This window comes from Belnapia moabensis DSM 16746 (genome assembly GCF_000745835.1).
GTDB lineage: Bacteria > Pseudomonadota > Alphaproteobacteria > Acetobacterales > Acetobacteraceae > Belnapia > Belnapia moabensis.
In genome coordinates this window covers 78,183-92,439 of sequence record NZ_JQKB01000013.1, presented here as the reverse complement: position 1 = coordinate 92,439, position 14,257 = coordinate 78,183, and the positions used below count along the sequence as shown (strand labels likewise).

The window sequence follows — 14,257 nt, the reverse complement described above, 5'->3', positions numbered from 1 at the left end:
CGCCATAAGCCGTCAGGGAGGACAACGACAATGGATATGTCTCGACGCGCCCTGCTGGGCGCGGGCGCCGCGCTTTCCGGAGGCCTGCCCTGGCGCAGCGCCCGCGCGCAGGCGGCCAACACCATCCGTATCGCGCTGCTCTGCGACTTCTCGGGCACCTACCGCGACGTCACCGGACCGACGGAGCTGGCCTGCATCCGTCAGGCCGTCGCCGAATTCGGCAATCGCGGTTTCAACATCGAGGTGCTCTTCGCCGACAACCAGAACCGCGCCGATGTCGGCTCCAACGTCACCCGGCAGTGGTTCGACCGGGACGGCGTCGATGTCGTGGTCGATGGCGGCGCTTCCTCGGTGGCGCTGGCGGTCAACGAGGTGGTGCGGGAAAAGAACAAGGTCTTCCTCAACACCTCCTCCGCCACCTCGGACCTCACCGGGCCGAGATGCACGCCGAACACCGTCCATTGGACCTATGACACCTGGATGCTGGCGAAGTCGACCGGCGGCGCCACGGTACGGGCAGGTGGGGACAGCTGGTACTTCATCACCGCCGACTACGCCTTCGGCCATGCGCTGGAGCGGGATACCGGGACCTTCATCAAGGCCGCCGGGGGCAGCATCATCGGCTCGGCCCGCACCCCCTTCCCCGGCACCTCGGATTTCAGCTCCTTCCTGGTGCAGGCGATGGCGGCGAAGCCGAAGGTGATCGGCCTGGCCAATGCCGGCTCCGACACCATCAATTGCATCAAGCAGGCCTCCGAATTCGGCCTGGCGCGGCGCGGCATCAAGCTGGCCTCGCTGCTGATGTTCCTGCCGGACGTGCATGCGCTCGGCCTCACCACGGCGCAGGGGCTGATCTGCACCGAAACCTTCTACTGGGACCTGAACGACCGGACCCGGGCCTTCTCGGCGCGCGTGCGGCCGAATATCGGCAACAACGCGCTCTGCATGAACCATGCAGGCGGCTATGCGGCGGTGCTGCATTACCTGAAGGCCGTGGTCGACATGGGCGTGCCGGCGGCCAAGGCGAATGGCGCCGAGGTCGTGGCGCGGATGAAGGCGATGCCCTGCGACGACGACTGCTTCGGCCCCGGGACCATCCGCGCCGATGGCCGCAAGCTGCACCCCGCCTACCTCTTCGAGGTCAAGAAGCCGGAGGAGAGCCGCGGGCCCTTCGACTACTACAAGCTGCTGCAGACAACGGCGGGCGATGACGCCTTCCGGCCGATCGGCGAGGGCGGCTGCCCGCTGGTCAGGGCCTGAGGGGACGCTGCCCGCCAGAAGGAATTCGGTTTTGTATGCGCGCCGGTATCCCCGCCTTGCAAGGATACCGGCGCGATGTCGCGGCGGTCAGTGACAGAAGGTCGCGGGCCTTCAGCTTCGGCCCGCCGGCGATGACTACGGGAGCAAGCGGCGAGGCGGGTGAGCACGAGCAGATTCTTTCTGCCACGCGCCTTGCCCGAAGCGCCCCGGCTTGGCACCGGGACATGCTCAGCCGAAGGTCGCGGCGACGCTGCCAAGGGCGGAGTAGGCGCCGGCCGGGTAGTCCTTCAGCGGCCAGTTCTTCACATAGGCGAAGCTCGGCGTCCTGCTCCGCTGATCACCATAGTGGTTGTTGCTGTAGATCAGGTGGGCGAAGTAGCCGCCATCCGAGCTGTGGATGGTCTGGCCGGAAGGGGTCTGCGCGCCCGGCCAGTTCCTCAGGATGGCTATGAGGCGGCGCGGCCCGTTCGGGTCATTCGGCGAGCCCCGGTTGTAGAAGTCGAAGGTGACACACCAAAAGTACATCGGTGCCGACTGGAGCTGCGTGAAGCCCTTGTTGATGAGGAAGCCGCGGCGCAGGGCATGGACGGACCGCCGGAGGTCGGAGCGAGGCAGCGAGAGGGAGCGGTAGAGGGCGCCGTAACTGTCGTTGATGGCATGGATGCCTCGGGCGTACTTCTCCTCGTCCTGCTTCGCCATGAACTGGCCGTTGCGGTCATTGGCATGAACGTTCCTGCGGTTGAAGATAACCAGAAGTCGATTTCGTCGGGCAAATTCAACGAATTGGCCACGATCCTGCTCCGTGCGGTCCCAGGTGGTATTTCAACCCCGATTAGCCAGTTTCCGCCCGGCGAGCCAGCCGTTCCCGCCTCGCTTGCGGTGCGGCGCGGGCCGGCGTGGCTCTGCATGAAATTGAAATTCCTTACATCACCCTGTCGTTGATGCCGCACCAAATTCGGTGCGATACCGCATCGGCCAGTTACAGAAGGCCGATCATGCCCTCCCCGATCACGCTGCGTTTCAACGGCGAGACGACCATCGCCTATATCGTGCGCTTCAAGCCCTCCCATACCGAAGGCCCGCCGGATGGTGGCCATAGCGACTGCATCCTGCCGGGCGGCGCGCCGGTGGGGTATTTCGGCACCGATGCGGTGGGCGGCAAGGGCATCGTCTTCTCCTACGCCACCTATCGTACCCAGCGCCGGCATTACGTGACGCTGGCGAATGCCCGCGCGGAGCCCTGCATCTCCACCATGCTGGTGCTCGATGTGGGCAAGCGCCGGGCGGAGGCCTTCCGCGATGCCTGGCTCGCCATGCGCGCCAAGACGGACGGCTTCACCATCGCCGGCAACAACTGCTCCACTCATGCCTCGCGCGCCTGCTACGCGGCCGGGCTGATCTCGACGCATGAGGTGGACGGCATCGACACGCCGAACAACCTCTACGACCAGATCGTCAGCGAAAGCCCGGTCGCCTGGAAGTCCTACAGCGGCTATCTGGATTTCGAACCGATCGGCTCCGGGGCCGATCCGTTGATGATACCCTATGCCGTCACCCTCGACGCGACCGTGGTGCCGACCATCGGCGGGCCACGCGGCGGGGGCGGCAGCACACTCTGACCACGGAGCCTTGCCCATGTCCCGACGCCTCGTCCTCGCCGCCGCCCAGCTGGGACCCATCCAGAAGGCCGAAGGGCGCGATGTCGCGGTCGGACGCATGGTACGGCTGATGGAGACCGCGCACCGGCGCGGGGCGGAGGTGGTGGTCTTCCCCGAGCTCGCGCTCACCACCTTCTTCCCGCGCTGGTATCATGAGGACCTGGCGGAGGCGGACCACTGGTACGAGACCGCCCTGCCCTCCAACGCCACCGCCCCGCTCTTCGAGGCGGCACGGAAGTTCAACATCGGCTTCCATCTCGGCTATGCGGAGCGGACGCCGGAGGGGCGGCGCTTCAACACAGCCGTCTATGTTCACCCCTCGGGCGAGGTGGTGCTGAAATACCGCAAGGTCCACCTGCCCGGGCATGCCGAGTATGACCCGACGCGGACCGTGCAGCACCTGGAGAAGCGCTATTTCGAGGTGGGCGATCTCGGCTTCCCGGTGGTCCGCGCCCCGGTCGGCGAGGCGCAGGTCAATATCGGCATGATGATCTGCAACGACCGGCGCTGGCCGGAGGCCTGGCGGGTGCTCGGGCTGCAGCAGGTCGAGCTGGTCATGCTCGGCTACAACACGCCGAGCCTCAACATGGAGAACCGCGGCTTCGAGGCGCATCACCTGCGCGTCTTCCACAGCCACCTCTCCATTCAGGCGGGGTGCTACCAGAATGCCTGCTTCGCGGCCGGCGTCGCCAAGGCCGGCGACGAGGACGGGCATGAGCTCTTCGGCCATTCCATCATCGTCAACCCGCAGGGCGAGATCATGGCCCAGGCGACGAGCTGGGGCGACGAGCTGATCGTCGCCGACTGCGACCTCGGTATGTGCGAGCTGGGGCGGCGGACGATCTTCAACTTCGCCGCCCATCGGCGGGTCGAGGCCTATGGGCGGATCACCGGGCAGACGGGCAGCATGGCGCCGCCGGAGTGGGCACCGAAGGGCTGAGGCGGAGAAGACGATGAAGCTGATAGCCATGCGCCTTGCCGCGATCCGGTTGCTGCTGGCCCTGGCGATGCCCGTCATCGCCACGGCGGCGGCCCAGCCCGGCAAGCCGGAGGCGCTGCCGCCCGTGGGGGCGACACCCCAGTTCGGGGGCAAGCCGGCGCCGCTGCCACCCGAGGGTGGCAGCGGCGAGACCGTGGCGCCGCCGGCGCCGCAGGGCGGCGGCCAAGCGCTGCCGCGCTGCCCCCAGCCCATCGCCAACAACTGCCTTACGCAGCAGAGCTCTTGCCAGGTCGCCTGCCCGCCGATGTGGAGCACCAACCCAAGCGCGCCGGCCTTCACCCCGACTGACCGGGCCGGCTGCATGAGGCAGTGCCAGCAGCGCTACTTCTCCTGCATGCGGCTCTACAACTGCATGTAGGGGACAGGCACGGAACCGAACCGAAGGTTGAACGCTATGGCCGGCATGCCGCACGCCATCGCCACTCACCTCCTGCTCCTCGCCGCCGCGCTGGCCACCGGGCCGGCGCTCGCCCAGACCCCGGCGGAGCGCGCCTCGCGCCAGCTCAACCGCGAGGAGCAGCAGGATCGCGCGCGGGATGCGGCGGAGGCGGCGCGGGAGCCGCAGCCCATCGTGCCGCCGGCGCAGGTGCTGCCGCTCGAGGCGGATCGCAACTCGCTCCGGCCGGATGTCGGGCGGCCGGAGGAAGCCGGGCGGCTCGGCACCGGCAATGCCGGCATGCAGCCGGGACTGAACCAGAACACGCAGCGGTAGCGGCCAGGGCTCCGCGAGGGCGGCGCTACCCCTCGACCTCCACCACCGCCTCCAGCCCGAGGACGGCGCCGAGCTGCTCCACGCGGCGCAGCACGCTCTCGCCCGCGAAGACGCCGGTACCCTCGGCGAGGCGGAGGACGAGGCGGCCGCCCTGGCGCTCCAGCCGGGTGCCGGCCAGCAGCGCGGGCGTGCCGCCGCAGAGCGTGTAGGCCAGGCGCAGCGCGGCGCCGAGCGCCTCCGCCCGGCGGATGGTCGGCAGGTCGAGCAGCACGCGGGTCGGACCGAGGAAGGGGGCGCTTGGCTCGGCCTCGTAGCGCAGTGCGGCGCAGAGACCGAGGAAGGCGCGGGCATGGTGGTCGAGCCCGGCGCCGTGCTGGCGGAGGATGCGGAGGAAGGCCTGCTCCGCCCGGTATTCCGGGTGATCGTGGCTGCCGATGTCGGAGACCCAGCAGGCGGCTTCGCGGAGGGCGCGCACGGCCGGATCCTGGTCGGGGAAGATCGGGTCGGTCCAGGCGATCAGCGCGGGCGGCAGATCCGGGTCGCGGCCCCAGGCGGCGGCGAGGTCGCGGGCGGCGGCGAGCATCGGGTCATCCTGGCGCACCGCCTCCGGCAGCAGGCGGGAATACCAGCCCTCGCGCAACCCATTGGCGGAGAAGACGACGCGGGCGGCGCCGGTCGCCCGCAGCAGGCGGCGCATCGTCACCGCAGCGAAGGGCATGTCGCCCAGGCGCTTCTGCGGGGCGCCGGCCATCCGCTCCAGCACCCGGCGGGAGGCGGCCATGACGACGCCGGCAAGGTCGCGCGCCTCCTCGCGGCGGAGGACGTAGTGGTGGACGATGGCCAGCGGATAGCCGGTCTGGGCGATGTGCATCCGCGCGAGCGCCCGCCAGGCGCCGCCGACGAGATAGAGGTCGCGGCCGCCGCCCTCGGCGAGCCAGGGCTGCTTCGCCAGCTCCTCCTCGGCGATGGCGCGGGCACGGGCCACTTCGCCCCCAGCGCGCTCGGCGAGGCGGATGGCGCCGATGGGGAGCGAGGCGGCGCGGGCGACCCAGCCCTCGGTGAGGCGCACCACTTCGAGGCTGCCGCCGCCGAGATCGCCGAGCACGCCATCGGCGCCGGGGAAGCCGAGCAGCACGCCATCGGCCGAGAGGCGGCCCTCCTCCTCGCCGGTGAGGATGCGGATGCGGAGCCCCGGCATGCGCTCCTGCATGGCAGCGGTGAAGGCCTCGCCATTGCTGGCGTCGCGCACGGCGGCCGTCGCCACCACCTCGAGCGGGTCGGCGTGCATGGCGCGCGCGACGGCATGGTAGCGGGCGAGGACAGTGAGCGCGGGGCCGATCGCCTCCTCGTTCAGCTGGCCCGTCGCCTGGAGGCCGCGCCCCAGGCCGAGCACGGCCTTCTCGTTGAAGATGGCCTGCGGGTTCCGCCCGCGGCCCTCGAAGATGACGAGGCGGACGGAGTTCGAGCCGAGGTCGACGACGCCGCAACGGGGCGCTTCGGGAGTGGTCATGCTGGTCAGTCCTGGGCGATGCGGTCGGGGCGCGGCTTGCGCATCGCTGCCCGGCCGCTGCGGTGCAACGCGCTGCCGCGGCCGGAGAGGGAGGGGTTGGTCATGAAATACTCATGCGCCGAAACCGGCTGCGGGCCACGCGGCAGGCGGTGCCAGGTGGCCTCGCTGGTCAGCTCCCAGCTCTGGGCAGTGTCCTTGAGGTTCACCACCATGATCTGGTCGAGGACCTGGGCATGCACGGTCGCATTCTCGACCGGCACCATGGTCTCGACCCGCCAGTCCATGTTGCGCGCCATCCAGTCGGCCGAGGAGATGAAGACCCGCGCCCGGCGCGAGGGCAGGCGGTGGCCGTTGCCGAAGACATGGATGCGCGAATGCTCGAGGAAGCGGCCGACGATGGACTTCACCCGGATGGTCTCGGACAGGCCGGGAACGCCGGGGCGGAGGCAGCAGATGCCGCGCACCACGCAGTCGATCTTCACCCCGGCGCGCGAGGCGGCGTAGAGCGCGTCGATCAGCTGCTCGTCCACCAGGCTGTTCATCTTCAGCCAGATGCCGGCGGGCTTGCCCTCCTCGGCGAAGCGGCGCTCCTGCTCGATGAGGCCGAGCAGGGTCGGGCGGATGGTGAGCGGGGCGAAGGCGAGGCCCTCCATCCGCTCCGGCCGGGCATAACCCGTCATGTAATTGAAGAGCCGCGCGGCATCGCCGGTCAGCGCCGGGTCGGCGGTGAAGAAGGACAGGTCGGTGTAGATGCGCGCGGTGATCGGGTGGTAGTTGCCCGTGCCGAAATGAGCGTAGGAGCGGAGTGCTCCAGCCTCGCGGCGGACCACGAGCGACATTTTGGCATGGGTCTTCAGCTCGACGAAGCCGAAGACGACCTGCACGCCGGCGGCTTCCAGCTCGCGGGCGAGGGCGATGTTCCGCTCCTCGTCGAAGCGGGCCTTGATCTCGACGATGCCGGTGACGTTCTTGCCGGCTTCCGCAGCCTCGATCAGGGCACGGGCGATCGGGCTGTCGCGGCTGGTGCGGTAGAGGGTCTGCTTGATGGCGACGACATTCGGGTCCCGCGCCGCCTGGCGGAGGAACTGCACCACCACGTCGAAGCTCTCATAGGGGTGGTGGACGACAATGTCCTTCGCCTTGATCGCGGCGAAGCAGTCGCCGCCATAGTCGAGGATGCGCTCGGGGAAGCGCGGGGTGTAGGGGGTGAAGAGCAGGTCCGGCCGGTCGTCGACGATGAGCTGACGGAGGTCGTCGAGGCCGAGCAGCCCGTCCACCACGAAGACGCCGCTGCGCTCGGCGTCCAGCTCCTCGATGACGAAGTCGACGATGTCGGACGGCGTGGCGGCGGTGACGCTGAGGCGGATGGCGCGGCCCCTGCGGCGGCGCTTCAGCGCCGTCTCATAGGAGCGGACGAGGTCCTCCGCTTCCTCCTCGAACTCCACGTCGGTGTCGCGGATGAGGCGGAAGAAGCCGTGCTCGGCCGGGATGAAGCCGGGGAAGACGCGGCGCAGGCTGAGCTCGATCAGGTCCTCGAGCAGGAGGAAACGGATGGCGCTCTCGCCTTCCGTGGGAGGCAGGCGGATGAAGCGCTCGACCTGCGCCGGCAGCGGCAGCAGGGCGCGCATGGTGCCGCCATCCTCCTCGCGCACCAGCTTCAGCACCATGCAGGCGGCGAGGTTCTGGATGAAGGGGAAGGGATGTGCCGGATCGACCGCGAGCGGAGTGAGGACCGGGAAGACGCGCTCCATGAACCAGCCGTCGAGCCAGGCGCGGTCGGCCTCGCTCAGCTCCTCGGGGCGGAGGACGATGATGCCGGCCTCGCGGATCAGGCCGCGCAACGCGCGCCAGGCGGCCTGCTGGGCCTCGATCAGCACCTCCGCACGGTCGTGGATGGCGGCGAGCTGCTGCGAGGGGGTGCGGCCGTCGGGCGAGCGGCTGGTGATGCCGGCGCGCTCCTGGCCGATCAGCCCGGCGACGCGGACGGAGTAGAACTCGTCCAAGTTGGCGGCGGAGATGGCGACGAAGCGCAGCCGCTCGAGCAGCGGGTGGTGCTCGTTGCCGGCCTCCTCAAGCACTCGGGTATTGAAGTCGAGCCAGGAGAGCTCCCGGTTGATGAAGCGCTCGGGCTCCAGCGGCACGGCGACGGGTTCGGCGGCGGGCGGGGTGCGGGTCTCGGCGAGGCTCATCGGACTACCCTACAGCAGGGTCGGGGGAGGCGGGCAGTCGGTCTCGGCCGGTGACATCGATTCGTCATCCGTACCGAAGCCCGGCAGGTCGGCCAGGGTTGCACGCGCCAGCGCCCGGGTGACGCGGCCGCCGAGGGCGAGCGCGGCGCGGTCGAGCCTGGCGGCGGCCTCGGCAATGGCGGCGGCTTCGCGCGGCAGGCGGGCGAGCAGCCAGGCCTGCACCCCCTCCTCCACCCGGAGCTGGCGGCGGGCGAAATGGCGGCGCAGCAGGGCGGCGAGCAGCCCGTCGCCGGGCGGGCGGATGCCGGCGGCAGGCATGGCGCGCAGGCGGCTGCGGAGGTCGGGCAGCGCCACCGGCCAGCGCGCCGGCGGGGCACGGCCGGCGAGCAGCAGGAGTTGGCCGCGTTCGGCGACGAGGTTGAGCAGGTGGAAGAGCGCGGCCTCCTCGGCCATGCAGTCGGCGTCGTCGAGGGCGAGGCCGGGGCCGGGCGGCAGCTCCGGCAGGCCGCGCAGCGCCGGGCCGGTCAGCACCGGCCAGCCGCGCCGGGCGGCGAGGCCGCGCAGCATCAGTGTCTTGCCGGTCGCGGCCGGGCCGTGAAGCGCGAGGCGGCCGCCCGGCCAAGCCTCGGGCCGGGCGAGCCAGGCGAGGGCCTCGGCATTGCTGTCATCGGCCAGCACCGGCTCGGCCTCGAAGGGGGCGAAGGCGGGCAGCGGCAGGGCGAGCTGCCGCGGCAGCGGCGCCGTGGTGTCGAGCATCAACCGGTCCGCGGCGGGTCGAGGTAGAGCGGGCTTTCCAGGTAGCGGCGCAACCAGTAGCGCGTGATGACGCCGATCACCGCCGCCAGCGGCACCGCCAGCAGCACGCCAAGGAAGCCGAAGGCGACGCCGCCGGCGAAGAGGGCGAAGATCACCCACACGGCGTGCAGCTCCACACGGTCGCCGAGCAGCCAGGGATAGATCATGTAGCCCTCGATCACCTGGCCGGCGACGAAGACCGCCATCACCACCAGCACGCCGTTCCAGGTGCCGAATTGCGCCAGTGCCAGGGCCAGCGCAGTGATAAGACCGGTGATGGAGCCGATATAGGGGATGAAGGAGAGGATGCCGGCCATCAGCCCGACCGTCAGGCCGAGCTCCAGCCGCACCGCGGAGAGGGCGGCGGCGTAGTAGACGGCGAGCAGCGCGCAGCAGAGCAGCTGGCCGCGCAGCCAGGCGGAGAGCACGCGGTCGGTGTCGCGGGCGAGCTGGCGGAGGGTGTTGGCGGAGCGGCGGGGCAGCCAGGCATCTATCCGACGGATGATCCGCGGCCAGTCGCGCAGCAGGTAGAAGGCGACGACGGGCGTCACCGTCACCAGGGTGAAGACGCTGAACAGGGCAATGCCGCCGGTGATCATCCGCGCCAGCGAGGTGCCGAGATAGGAGATGATCGCCCCTGCCTGGCCAACCGCGAGGTCCTGCAGGCGCTGGTCGAAGACATCGGGGCCGAGGCGCTCGGAGAGCGCGGTCAGCGCATCGCGCACCGCCTGGCCGATGCCGAGGACATAGGCCGGCAGGCGCTGGATCAGCACCGTCACCTGGGCGACCAGCAGCGGGTAGAGCAGCAGCAGGCAGAGCAGGGCGAGCGCCACCAGCGCCAGGATCATCAGCAGCGCCGAGACGCCGCGCGGGATGCCAATGCGGGTCAGCCGCGTCGCCGGCGGGTCGAGGAAATAGGCAATGACGGCGGCCAGCACGAAGGGGGTGAGGATCGGCGAGAAGAGCCAGAAGGTCAGCAACAGCCCGCCCGCGACGCCGAGCGCGAGGGCCACCCGCTGGGCGCGCGTCGCCACCGGCGGCGCGGTGCGCGGGCGCGCCCCTGGAAGAGGCAGCGGTGGCGGTTCGGGCTTCATGGCCGGGGGCTGGGGCGGGACGAGATTCATGGCCGTGGCGGTGGATGATGTGTCCAATGGACGGCCGAAACCACATAGGCGATGCCCGAGGCGAGCGTCGTCAGCGCGACCGCCCAGGTCAGCCCGGTCAGCAGCCCGTCCGCGGCCAGGCCGAAGCCGAGGATCAGGAGGGCGAGGGCGGCTAGCGCGATCTGCGCGCAGGTGTTCAGCTTCGAGACCAGCAGCGGGCGGATGCGCGGCGGTTGGCCGAGCCCCCAGAGCACCAGCACGCCGCCGACGATCAGCAGGTCGCGGAACACCACCAGCATGGCGAGCCAGTCCGGCAGCCCGCCGATGGCGGCGAGCGTCACATAGACTGAGACCAGCAGCGCCTTGTCCGCCACCGGGTCGAGCATCGCCCCGAGCGCGCTGCGGGTATTGGTCACCCGCGCCAGCCAGCCATCGACGCCGTCCGAGATGCCGGCGCCGACGAACACATAGAAGGCAAGGTCGAGGCGGCGGTGCAGGATCAGCCAGATGGTGGCCGGCACGGCGCAGAGCCGCGCCAGGGTGATGAGGTTGGGCAGGGTGACGAGCACATGCGGCGGCGCCTGCTCGGTCCGGCGGGTGTCAGCTTCCGGCAAGGCCCAGCCGCCAGGCGGGGCCCGCCTGTTCCAGCGCGATGCCGATGGCGGCAAGCAGCGCCGCGGCCTCGGGCGGCGGGGCGCGCAGGCCGAGGCGCAGCCGCGCCGCATCCACCGCGATCGCCTGGATATCGACCGAGGCGACCGGGGGTGCCCCGCGCAGCCGCCGCTGGAGTTCGAGCCACTCACCCATGGAGCGGTAGATGGCCCTGGCCTCGATCCAATTCGAGGCCGGGGCGCCGGCGGCGACAGGGGGCGGCGAGGCGCCCGGCACGGTGACGCTGCCGCCGAGCGCCGAGCGCACCCGGTTGGGGTCGAAGACCACGGTGATGCGGCCGGTGTAGCGGGTCGGCGCCGTGCGCTCCTGCTCGATGACGATGGAGCGGACCATGTCCTCGAGCCGCTGGTCGGAGAGGTTGACCGGCGGCAGCCCGGCCTCGCTCAGCGCCCGTTCCCAGGCGGTGCGGCGGCCGGCGGCCAGCGCCCGCTCGCGGGCCAGCACGCCGTTCTCGGCCGAGGCCTCGGCGGGGATGCCGCGCTGGGTGAGGTTCAGCGCCGAGGCATCCGGCGTCGTGGCGACCGGGGGCGGCAGGGCGGCCATCTGCGCCAGGGCGGGGGTGGCGGCAAGCAACAGCGCGAGGGCCGCCATGCCCCGGAGGACGCCCGATCTGCCCAGCATTGCGCTTTCTCCTGCCATGCGGCCCGGCACAGGGGACGCGCCCGAAAAGGCGCGCTAGAAAGCCGCGGACTCCCCTTAGCCGATCGGAGGCCGCCCTGACCAGTTCCCCGCGAAACAGCCTGACCTACCGTGATGCCGGGGTGGACATCGACGCCGGCGACGCGCTGGTCGAGGCGATCAAGCCGATGGCCCGGTCCACCAGCCGGACCGGCACCATGGGCGGGCTCGGCGGCTTCGGCGCACTCTTCGACCTGAAGGCGGCCGGCTTCACCGACCCGGTGCTGGTCAGCTCGACCGATGGCGTCGGCACCAAGCTGCGGGTAGCGCTCGATGCCGGGCTGCATGGCACGGTCGGCATCGACCTGGTCGCCATGTGCGTGAACGACCTCGTGGTGCAGGGGGCGGAGCCGCTGTTCTTCCTCGACTACTTTGCCACCGGGAAGCTGCGGCTGGAGCAGGCGCGGGACGTGATCTCCGGCATCGCCGAGGGGTGCCGGCAGGCGGGCTGCGCCCTGGTCGGCGGCGAGACGGCGGAGATGCCGGGGATGTATGCCGCCGAGGATTACGACCTCGCCGGCTTCTCGGTCGGCGCCGCGGAGCGCGGGGCGCTGCTTCCGCGGCCGGATGTGGGGCCGGGCGACGTTCTGCTGGGGCTCGCCAGCACGGGGGTGCACTCCAACGGCTTCTCGCTGGTGCGGCGGGTGGTGGAGGCGGCAGGGACCGGCCTCGATGCCCCCTCCCCCTTCGGCGGCGGGACCCTGGGCGAGGCGCTGCTGGCGCCGACGCGGATCTATGTGAAGTCACTGCTGGCGTTGCACCGCAAGGGGCTGCTGAAGGCGGCTGCCCATATCACCGGGGGCGGATTGCCCGGCAACCTGCCGCGGGTGCTGCCCGAAGGCGTCGCCGCGGCGGTGGATGCGGGAGCCTGGACGGTGCCGCCGGTCTTCGCCTGGCTGGCGCAGGCCGGCAATGTCGCGCCGGAGGAGATGCTGCGCGTCTTCAACTGCGGGATCGGCATGGTCGTCGTCGTCGCGGCCGGGGCCGTGGCGGAGGCGACCGCCCTGCTGGAGGGCGCGGGCGAGACCGTGTTCCGCATCGGCTCACTGGAAGCCGGGAGCGGCGAGGCGCAGGTGCGGATCGACAACCTGCCGGAGACCTGGCCGAGGTGAAGGTCCGGACCGCCATCCTGATCTCCGGCCGCGGCTCCAACATGGTGGCGCTGATCGAAGCGGCGCGGGCGCCGGATTTTCCGGCGGAGATCGCCCTCGTGCTCTCCAACAAGGCGGATGCGGGCGGGCTGGCGGTGGCCGCGGCGGCCGGGGTGCCGATGGCGGTGGTTGCCAGCAAGTCCTTCGGCCGCGACCGGGCGGCACATGAGGCGGCGGTGCAGGATGTTCTGGAGCAGCACGGCATCCGGCTCGTCTGCCTCGCCGGCTATATGCGGCTGCTGACACCCTTCCTCGTCGGGCGCTGGGCGGGGCGGATGCTGAACATCCACCCGAGCCTGCTGCCGGCCTTCCCGGGGCTCGACACCCATGCGCGGGCGCTGGCCGCCGGCGTCCGGCTGCATGGCTGCACGGTGCATCAGGTGACCGAGGAGATGGATGCCGGGCCGATCCTCGCCCAGGCCGCGGTGCCGGTGCTACCGGGGGATACCGAGGCGGCGCTGGCCGCCCGGGTGCTGGCCCAGGAGCACCGGATCTATCCGGCGGCGCTACGCGTCGCGGCCGGCGGGGCGGCGATGCATCCCGACAGCGTGGCGGCGCTCGCCAACCCCTTGCCGAGCCCGCCCGCGCTTTCTACACCCCATTCCGAGAGTGGATGAGGACCGGACCGTGGCCGAACACCGTGAGCATTACGATTTCGGGGAAGTCGACCAGAAGGCGCTGCTGCTCGACCGGCAGCGGGGGTGGGAGGGCTTCCTGCAGTTCTCCACCTGGGGGATCGTGATCACCGTGCTGGTGCTGCTGGCGCTGCTGCTCTTCGTGGCCTGACGGAAGGGGGCCGGCCCCAGGAGCCGGCCCCGCTGTTTCAGCCGACGATCTCGGTGCCGGCGAAGAAGAAGGCGATCTCGGTCGCCGCGTTCTCGGCGCTGTCCGAGCCGTGGACGCTGTTGGCCTCGATGCTCTCGGCGAATTCCTTGCGGATGGTGCCCGGCGCGGCATTGGCCGGATTGGTGGCGCCCATGATCTCGCGGTTCTTGGCGACGGCGCTCTCGCCCTCGAGCACCTGCACCACCACCGGGCCGCTGATCATGAAGCTGACCAGGTCCTTGTAGAAAGGCCGCTCCTTGTGGACGGCGTAGAAGGCGCCGGCCTGGGCCTCGCTCAGCTGCAGGCGCTTCTGGCCGACGATGCGGAGGCCGGCCTCCTCGAACTTGGCGTTGATCTTGCCGGTCAGGTTCCGGCGGGTGGCGTCCGGCTTGATGATGGAAAGGGTGCGTTCGACGGCCATGGTGGCGTTCCTTCGTGACGGTGGCGGCGGGATAGGCGGGCCCGGGCGCGGATGCAAGCCCAACCCGGCCCGGCATCGGGCGTTGGGGGCACAGCAAAGGAGCGTCCCATGGCCGATGACACGCCGAAGCCGAAAATCCCCCGCCCGCCCAGCCAGGCCGATATCGACCTGGTGAGTAGCCAGCAGGGCATGGTCTCCGACGAATGGGCCGAGGCACCGGCGCCGAAGCCCCCCTCCCCGCCCGAGGCCGAAAGCGAAGGACAGCCGAGCTAGCCTGCATGCG

General features: G+C 70.8%; 17 protein-coding genes. 9 read left to right on the top strand and 8 right to left on the bottom strand.

The window, feature by feature from the left end:
• Nucleotides 1-30: 30 nt before the first annotated feature.
• The gene (locus tag EP26_RS11065; protein ID WP_043338544.1) at nt 31-1,260 is read left to right on the top strand and encodes an ABC transporter substrate-binding protein; all 1,230 of its coding nucleotides are present in this window, start codon (nt 31-33) and stop codon (nt 1,258-1,260) included.
• A 228-nt stretch (nt 1,261-1,488) separates the two neighbouring features.
• Here the strand turns inward: EP26_RS11065 and EP26_RS11060 are convergent, their stop codons facing one another.
• On the bottom strand, nt 1,489-1,959 hold the full coding sequence (locus tag EP26_RS11060) for a hypothetical protein (RefSeq protein ID WP_043338542.1): 471 nt from the start codon (nt 1,957-1,959) through the stop codon (nt 1,489-1,491).
• Nucleotides 1,960-2,255: 296 nt separating this feature from the next.
• Here EP26_RS11060 and EP26_RS11055 point away from each other — a divergent pair, with 296 nt between their 5' ends.
• The 4 genes from EP26_RS11055 to EP26_RS11040 are packed head-to-tail and all read left to right on the top strand — an operon-like array spanning nt 2,256 to nt 4,630.
• Complete coding sequence (locus EP26_RS11055; RefSeq protein WP_043338540.1) at nt 2,256-2,879, top strand: hypothetical protein; 624 nt, start codon at nt 2,256-2,258, stop codon at nt 2,877-2,879.
• Nucleotides 2,880-2,895: 16 nt separating this feature from the next.
• Nucleotides 2,896-3,858, top strand: coding sequence for an N-carbamoyl-D-amino-acid hydrolase (locus tag EP26_RS11050; RefSeq protein ID WP_043338539.1), 963 nt, complete (start codon nt 2,896-2,898; stop codon nt 3,856-3,858).
• A gap of 13 nt (nt 3,859-3,871) precedes the next feature.
• A complete protein-coding gene (locus EP26_RS11045; RefSeq protein WP_043338538.1) occupies nt 3,872-4,276 on the top strand; it encodes a hypothetical protein in 405 nt (134 codons plus the stop codon).
• A gap of 36 nt (nt 4,277-4,312) precedes the next feature.
• The gene (locus tag EP26_RS11040) at nt 4,313-4,630 is read left to right on the top strand and encodes a hypothetical protein (protein ID WP_043338537.1); all 318 of its coding nucleotides are present in this window, start codon (nt 4,313-4,315) and stop codon (nt 4,628-4,630) included.
• A gap of 25 nt (nt 4,631-4,655) precedes the next feature.
• On the opposite strand, the gene EP26_RS11035 is transcribed toward EP26_RS11040, so the two are convergent.
• From EP26_RS11035 to EP26_RS37390, 6 genes are read right to left on the bottom strand one after another with little or no spacing between them, the layout of a single operon-like run.
• A complete protein-coding gene (locus EP26_RS11035) occupies nt 4,656-6,140 on the bottom strand; it encodes a Ppx/GppA family phosphatase (RefSeq protein ID WP_043338536.1) in 1,485 nt (494 codons plus the stop codon).
• A gap of 5 nt (nt 6,141-6,145) precedes the next feature.
• A complete protein-coding gene (locus EP26_RS11030; RefSeq protein WP_043338534.1) occupies nt 6,146-8,329 on the bottom strand; it encodes an RNA degradosome polyphosphate kinase in 2,184 nt (727 codons plus the stop codon).
• 9 nt (nt 8,330-8,338) lie between these two features.
• Nucleotides 8,339-9,085 (bottom strand): P-loop NTPase family protein, encoded by a 747-nt coding sequence (locus EP26_RS11025; RefSeq protein ID WP_052389047.1) that lies wholly within the window; start codon nt 9,083-9,085, stop codon nt 8,339-8,341.
• Nucleotides 9,085-10,218, bottom strand: a complete 1,134-nt coding sequence (locus tag EP26_RS11020; protein ID WP_084112460.1) for an AI-2E family transporter — start codon at nt 10,216-10,218, stop codon at nt 9,085-9,087. Before EP26_RS11020 ends, EP26_RS11025 begins: the two co-directional genes overlap by 1 nt.
• 26 nt (nt 10,219-10,244) lie before the next feature.
• Nucleotides 10,245-10,841 (bottom strand): CDP-alcohol phosphatidyltransferase family protein, encoded by a 597-nt coding sequence (locus EP26_RS11015; RefSeq protein ID WP_245624368.1) that lies wholly within the window; start codon nt 10,839-10,841, stop codon nt 10,245-10,247.
• Nucleotides 10,828-11,520, bottom strand: coding sequence for a hypothetical protein (locus EP26_RS37390; RefSeq protein ID WP_043338532.1), 693 nt, complete (start codon nt 11,518-11,520; stop codon nt 10,828-10,830). Before EP26_RS37390 ends, EP26_RS11015 begins: the two co-directional genes overlap by 14 nt.
• 95 nt (nt 11,521-11,615) lie before the next feature.
• On the opposite strand from EP26_RS37390, the gene purM reads away from it, so the two are divergent.
• From purM to EP26_RS34770, 3 genes are read left to right on the top strand one after another with little or no spacing between them, the layout of a single operon-like run.
• Nucleotides 11,616-12,689, top strand: coding sequence for a phosphoribosylformylglycinamidine cyclo-ligase (purM, locus tag EP26_RS11005; protein ID WP_043338618.1), 1,074 nt, complete (start codon nt 11,616-11,618; stop codon nt 12,687-12,689).
• Entirely contained in the window at nt 12,686-13,345 is a 660-nt protein-coding gene (gene purN / locus EP26_RS11000; RefSeq protein WP_052389046.1) for a phosphoribosylglycinamide formyltransferase, read from the top strand. Before purM ends, purN begins: the two co-directional genes overlap by 4 nt.
• Before the next feature lie 10 nt (nt 13,346-13,355).
• Complete coding sequence (locus EP26_RS34770) at nt 13,356-13,514, top strand: preprotein translocase subunit SecE (protein ID WP_157033492.1); 159 nt, start codon at nt 13,356-13,358, stop codon at nt 13,512-13,514.
• A 37-nt stretch (nt 13,515-13,551) separates the two neighbouring features.
• Here EP26_RS34770 and ndk read toward each other — a convergent pair whose 3' ends face one another.
• A complete protein-coding gene (gene ndk, locus EP26_RS10995; RefSeq protein WP_043338530.1) occupies nt 13,552-13,974 on the bottom strand; it encodes a nucleoside-diphosphate kinase in 423 nt (140 codons plus the stop codon).
• 108 nt (nt 13,975-14,082) lie between these two features.
• Here ndk and EP26_RS34765 point away from each other — a divergent pair, with 108 nt between their 5' ends.
• Nucleotides 14,083-14,247, top strand: coding sequence for a hypothetical protein (locus tag EP26_RS34765; RefSeq protein ID WP_157033491.1), 165 nt, complete (start codon nt 14,083-14,085; stop codon nt 14,245-14,247).
• Nucleotides 14,248-14,257: the final 10 nt, after the last annotated feature.

What these genes read in the sequence shown, in the direction of transcription:
- EP26_RS11065 (WP_043338544.1), top strand. Translation starts at nt 31, where the DNA reads ATGGATATGTCTCGACGCGCCCTGCTGGGCGCGGGCGCCGCGCTTTCC.
- EP26_RS11060 (WP_043338542.1), bottom strand. Translation starts at nt 1,959, where the DNA reads ATGGCGAAGCAGGACGAGGAGAAGTACGCCCGAGGCATCCATGCCATC.
- EP26_RS11055 (WP_043338540.1), top strand. Translation starts at nt 2,256, where the DNA reads ATGCCCTCCCCGATCACGCTGCGTTTCAACGGCGAGACGACCATCGCC.
- EP26_RS11050 (WP_043338539.1), top strand. Translation starts at nt 2,896, where the DNA reads ATGTCCCGACGCCTCGTCCTCGCCGCCGCCCAGCTGGGACCCATCCAG.
- EP26_RS11045 (WP_043338538.1), top strand. Translation starts at nt 3,872, where the DNA reads ATGAAGCTGATAGCCATGCGCCTTGCCGCGATCCGGTTGCTGCTGGCC.
- EP26_RS11040 (WP_043338537.1), top strand. Translation starts at nt 4,313, where the DNA reads ATGGCCGGCATGCCGCACGCCATCGCCACTCACCTCCTGCTCCTCGCC.
- EP26_RS11035 (WP_043338536.1), bottom strand. Translation starts at nt 6,140, where the DNA reads ATGACCACTCCCGAAGCGCCCCGTTGCGGCGTCGTCGACCTCGGCTCG.
- EP26_RS11030 (WP_043338534.1), bottom strand. Translation starts at nt 8,329, where the DNA reads ATGAGCCTCGCCGAGACCCGCACCCCGCCCGCCGCCGAACCCGTCGCC.
- EP26_RS11025 (WP_052389047.1), bottom strand. Translation starts at nt 9,085, where the DNA reads ATGCTCGACACCACGGCGCCGCTGCCGCGGCAGCTCGCCCTGCCGCTG.
- EP26_RS11020 (WP_084112460.1), bottom strand. Translation starts at nt 10,218, where the DNA reads ATGAAGCCCGAACCGCCACCGCTGCCTCTTCCAGGGGCGCGCCCGCGC.
- EP26_RS37390 (WP_043338532.1), bottom strand. Translation starts at nt 11,520, where the DNA reads ATGCTGGGCAGATCGGGCGTCCTCCGGGGCATGGCGGCCCTCGCGCTG.
- ndk (WP_043338530.1), bottom strand. Translation starts at nt 13,974, where the DNA reads ATGGCCGTCGAACGCACCCTTTCCATCATCAAGCCGGACGCCACCCGC.
- EP26_RS34765 (WP_157033491.1), top strand. Translation starts at nt 14,083, where the DNA reads ATGGCCGATGACACGCCGAAGCCGAAAATCCCCCGCCCGCCCAGCCAG.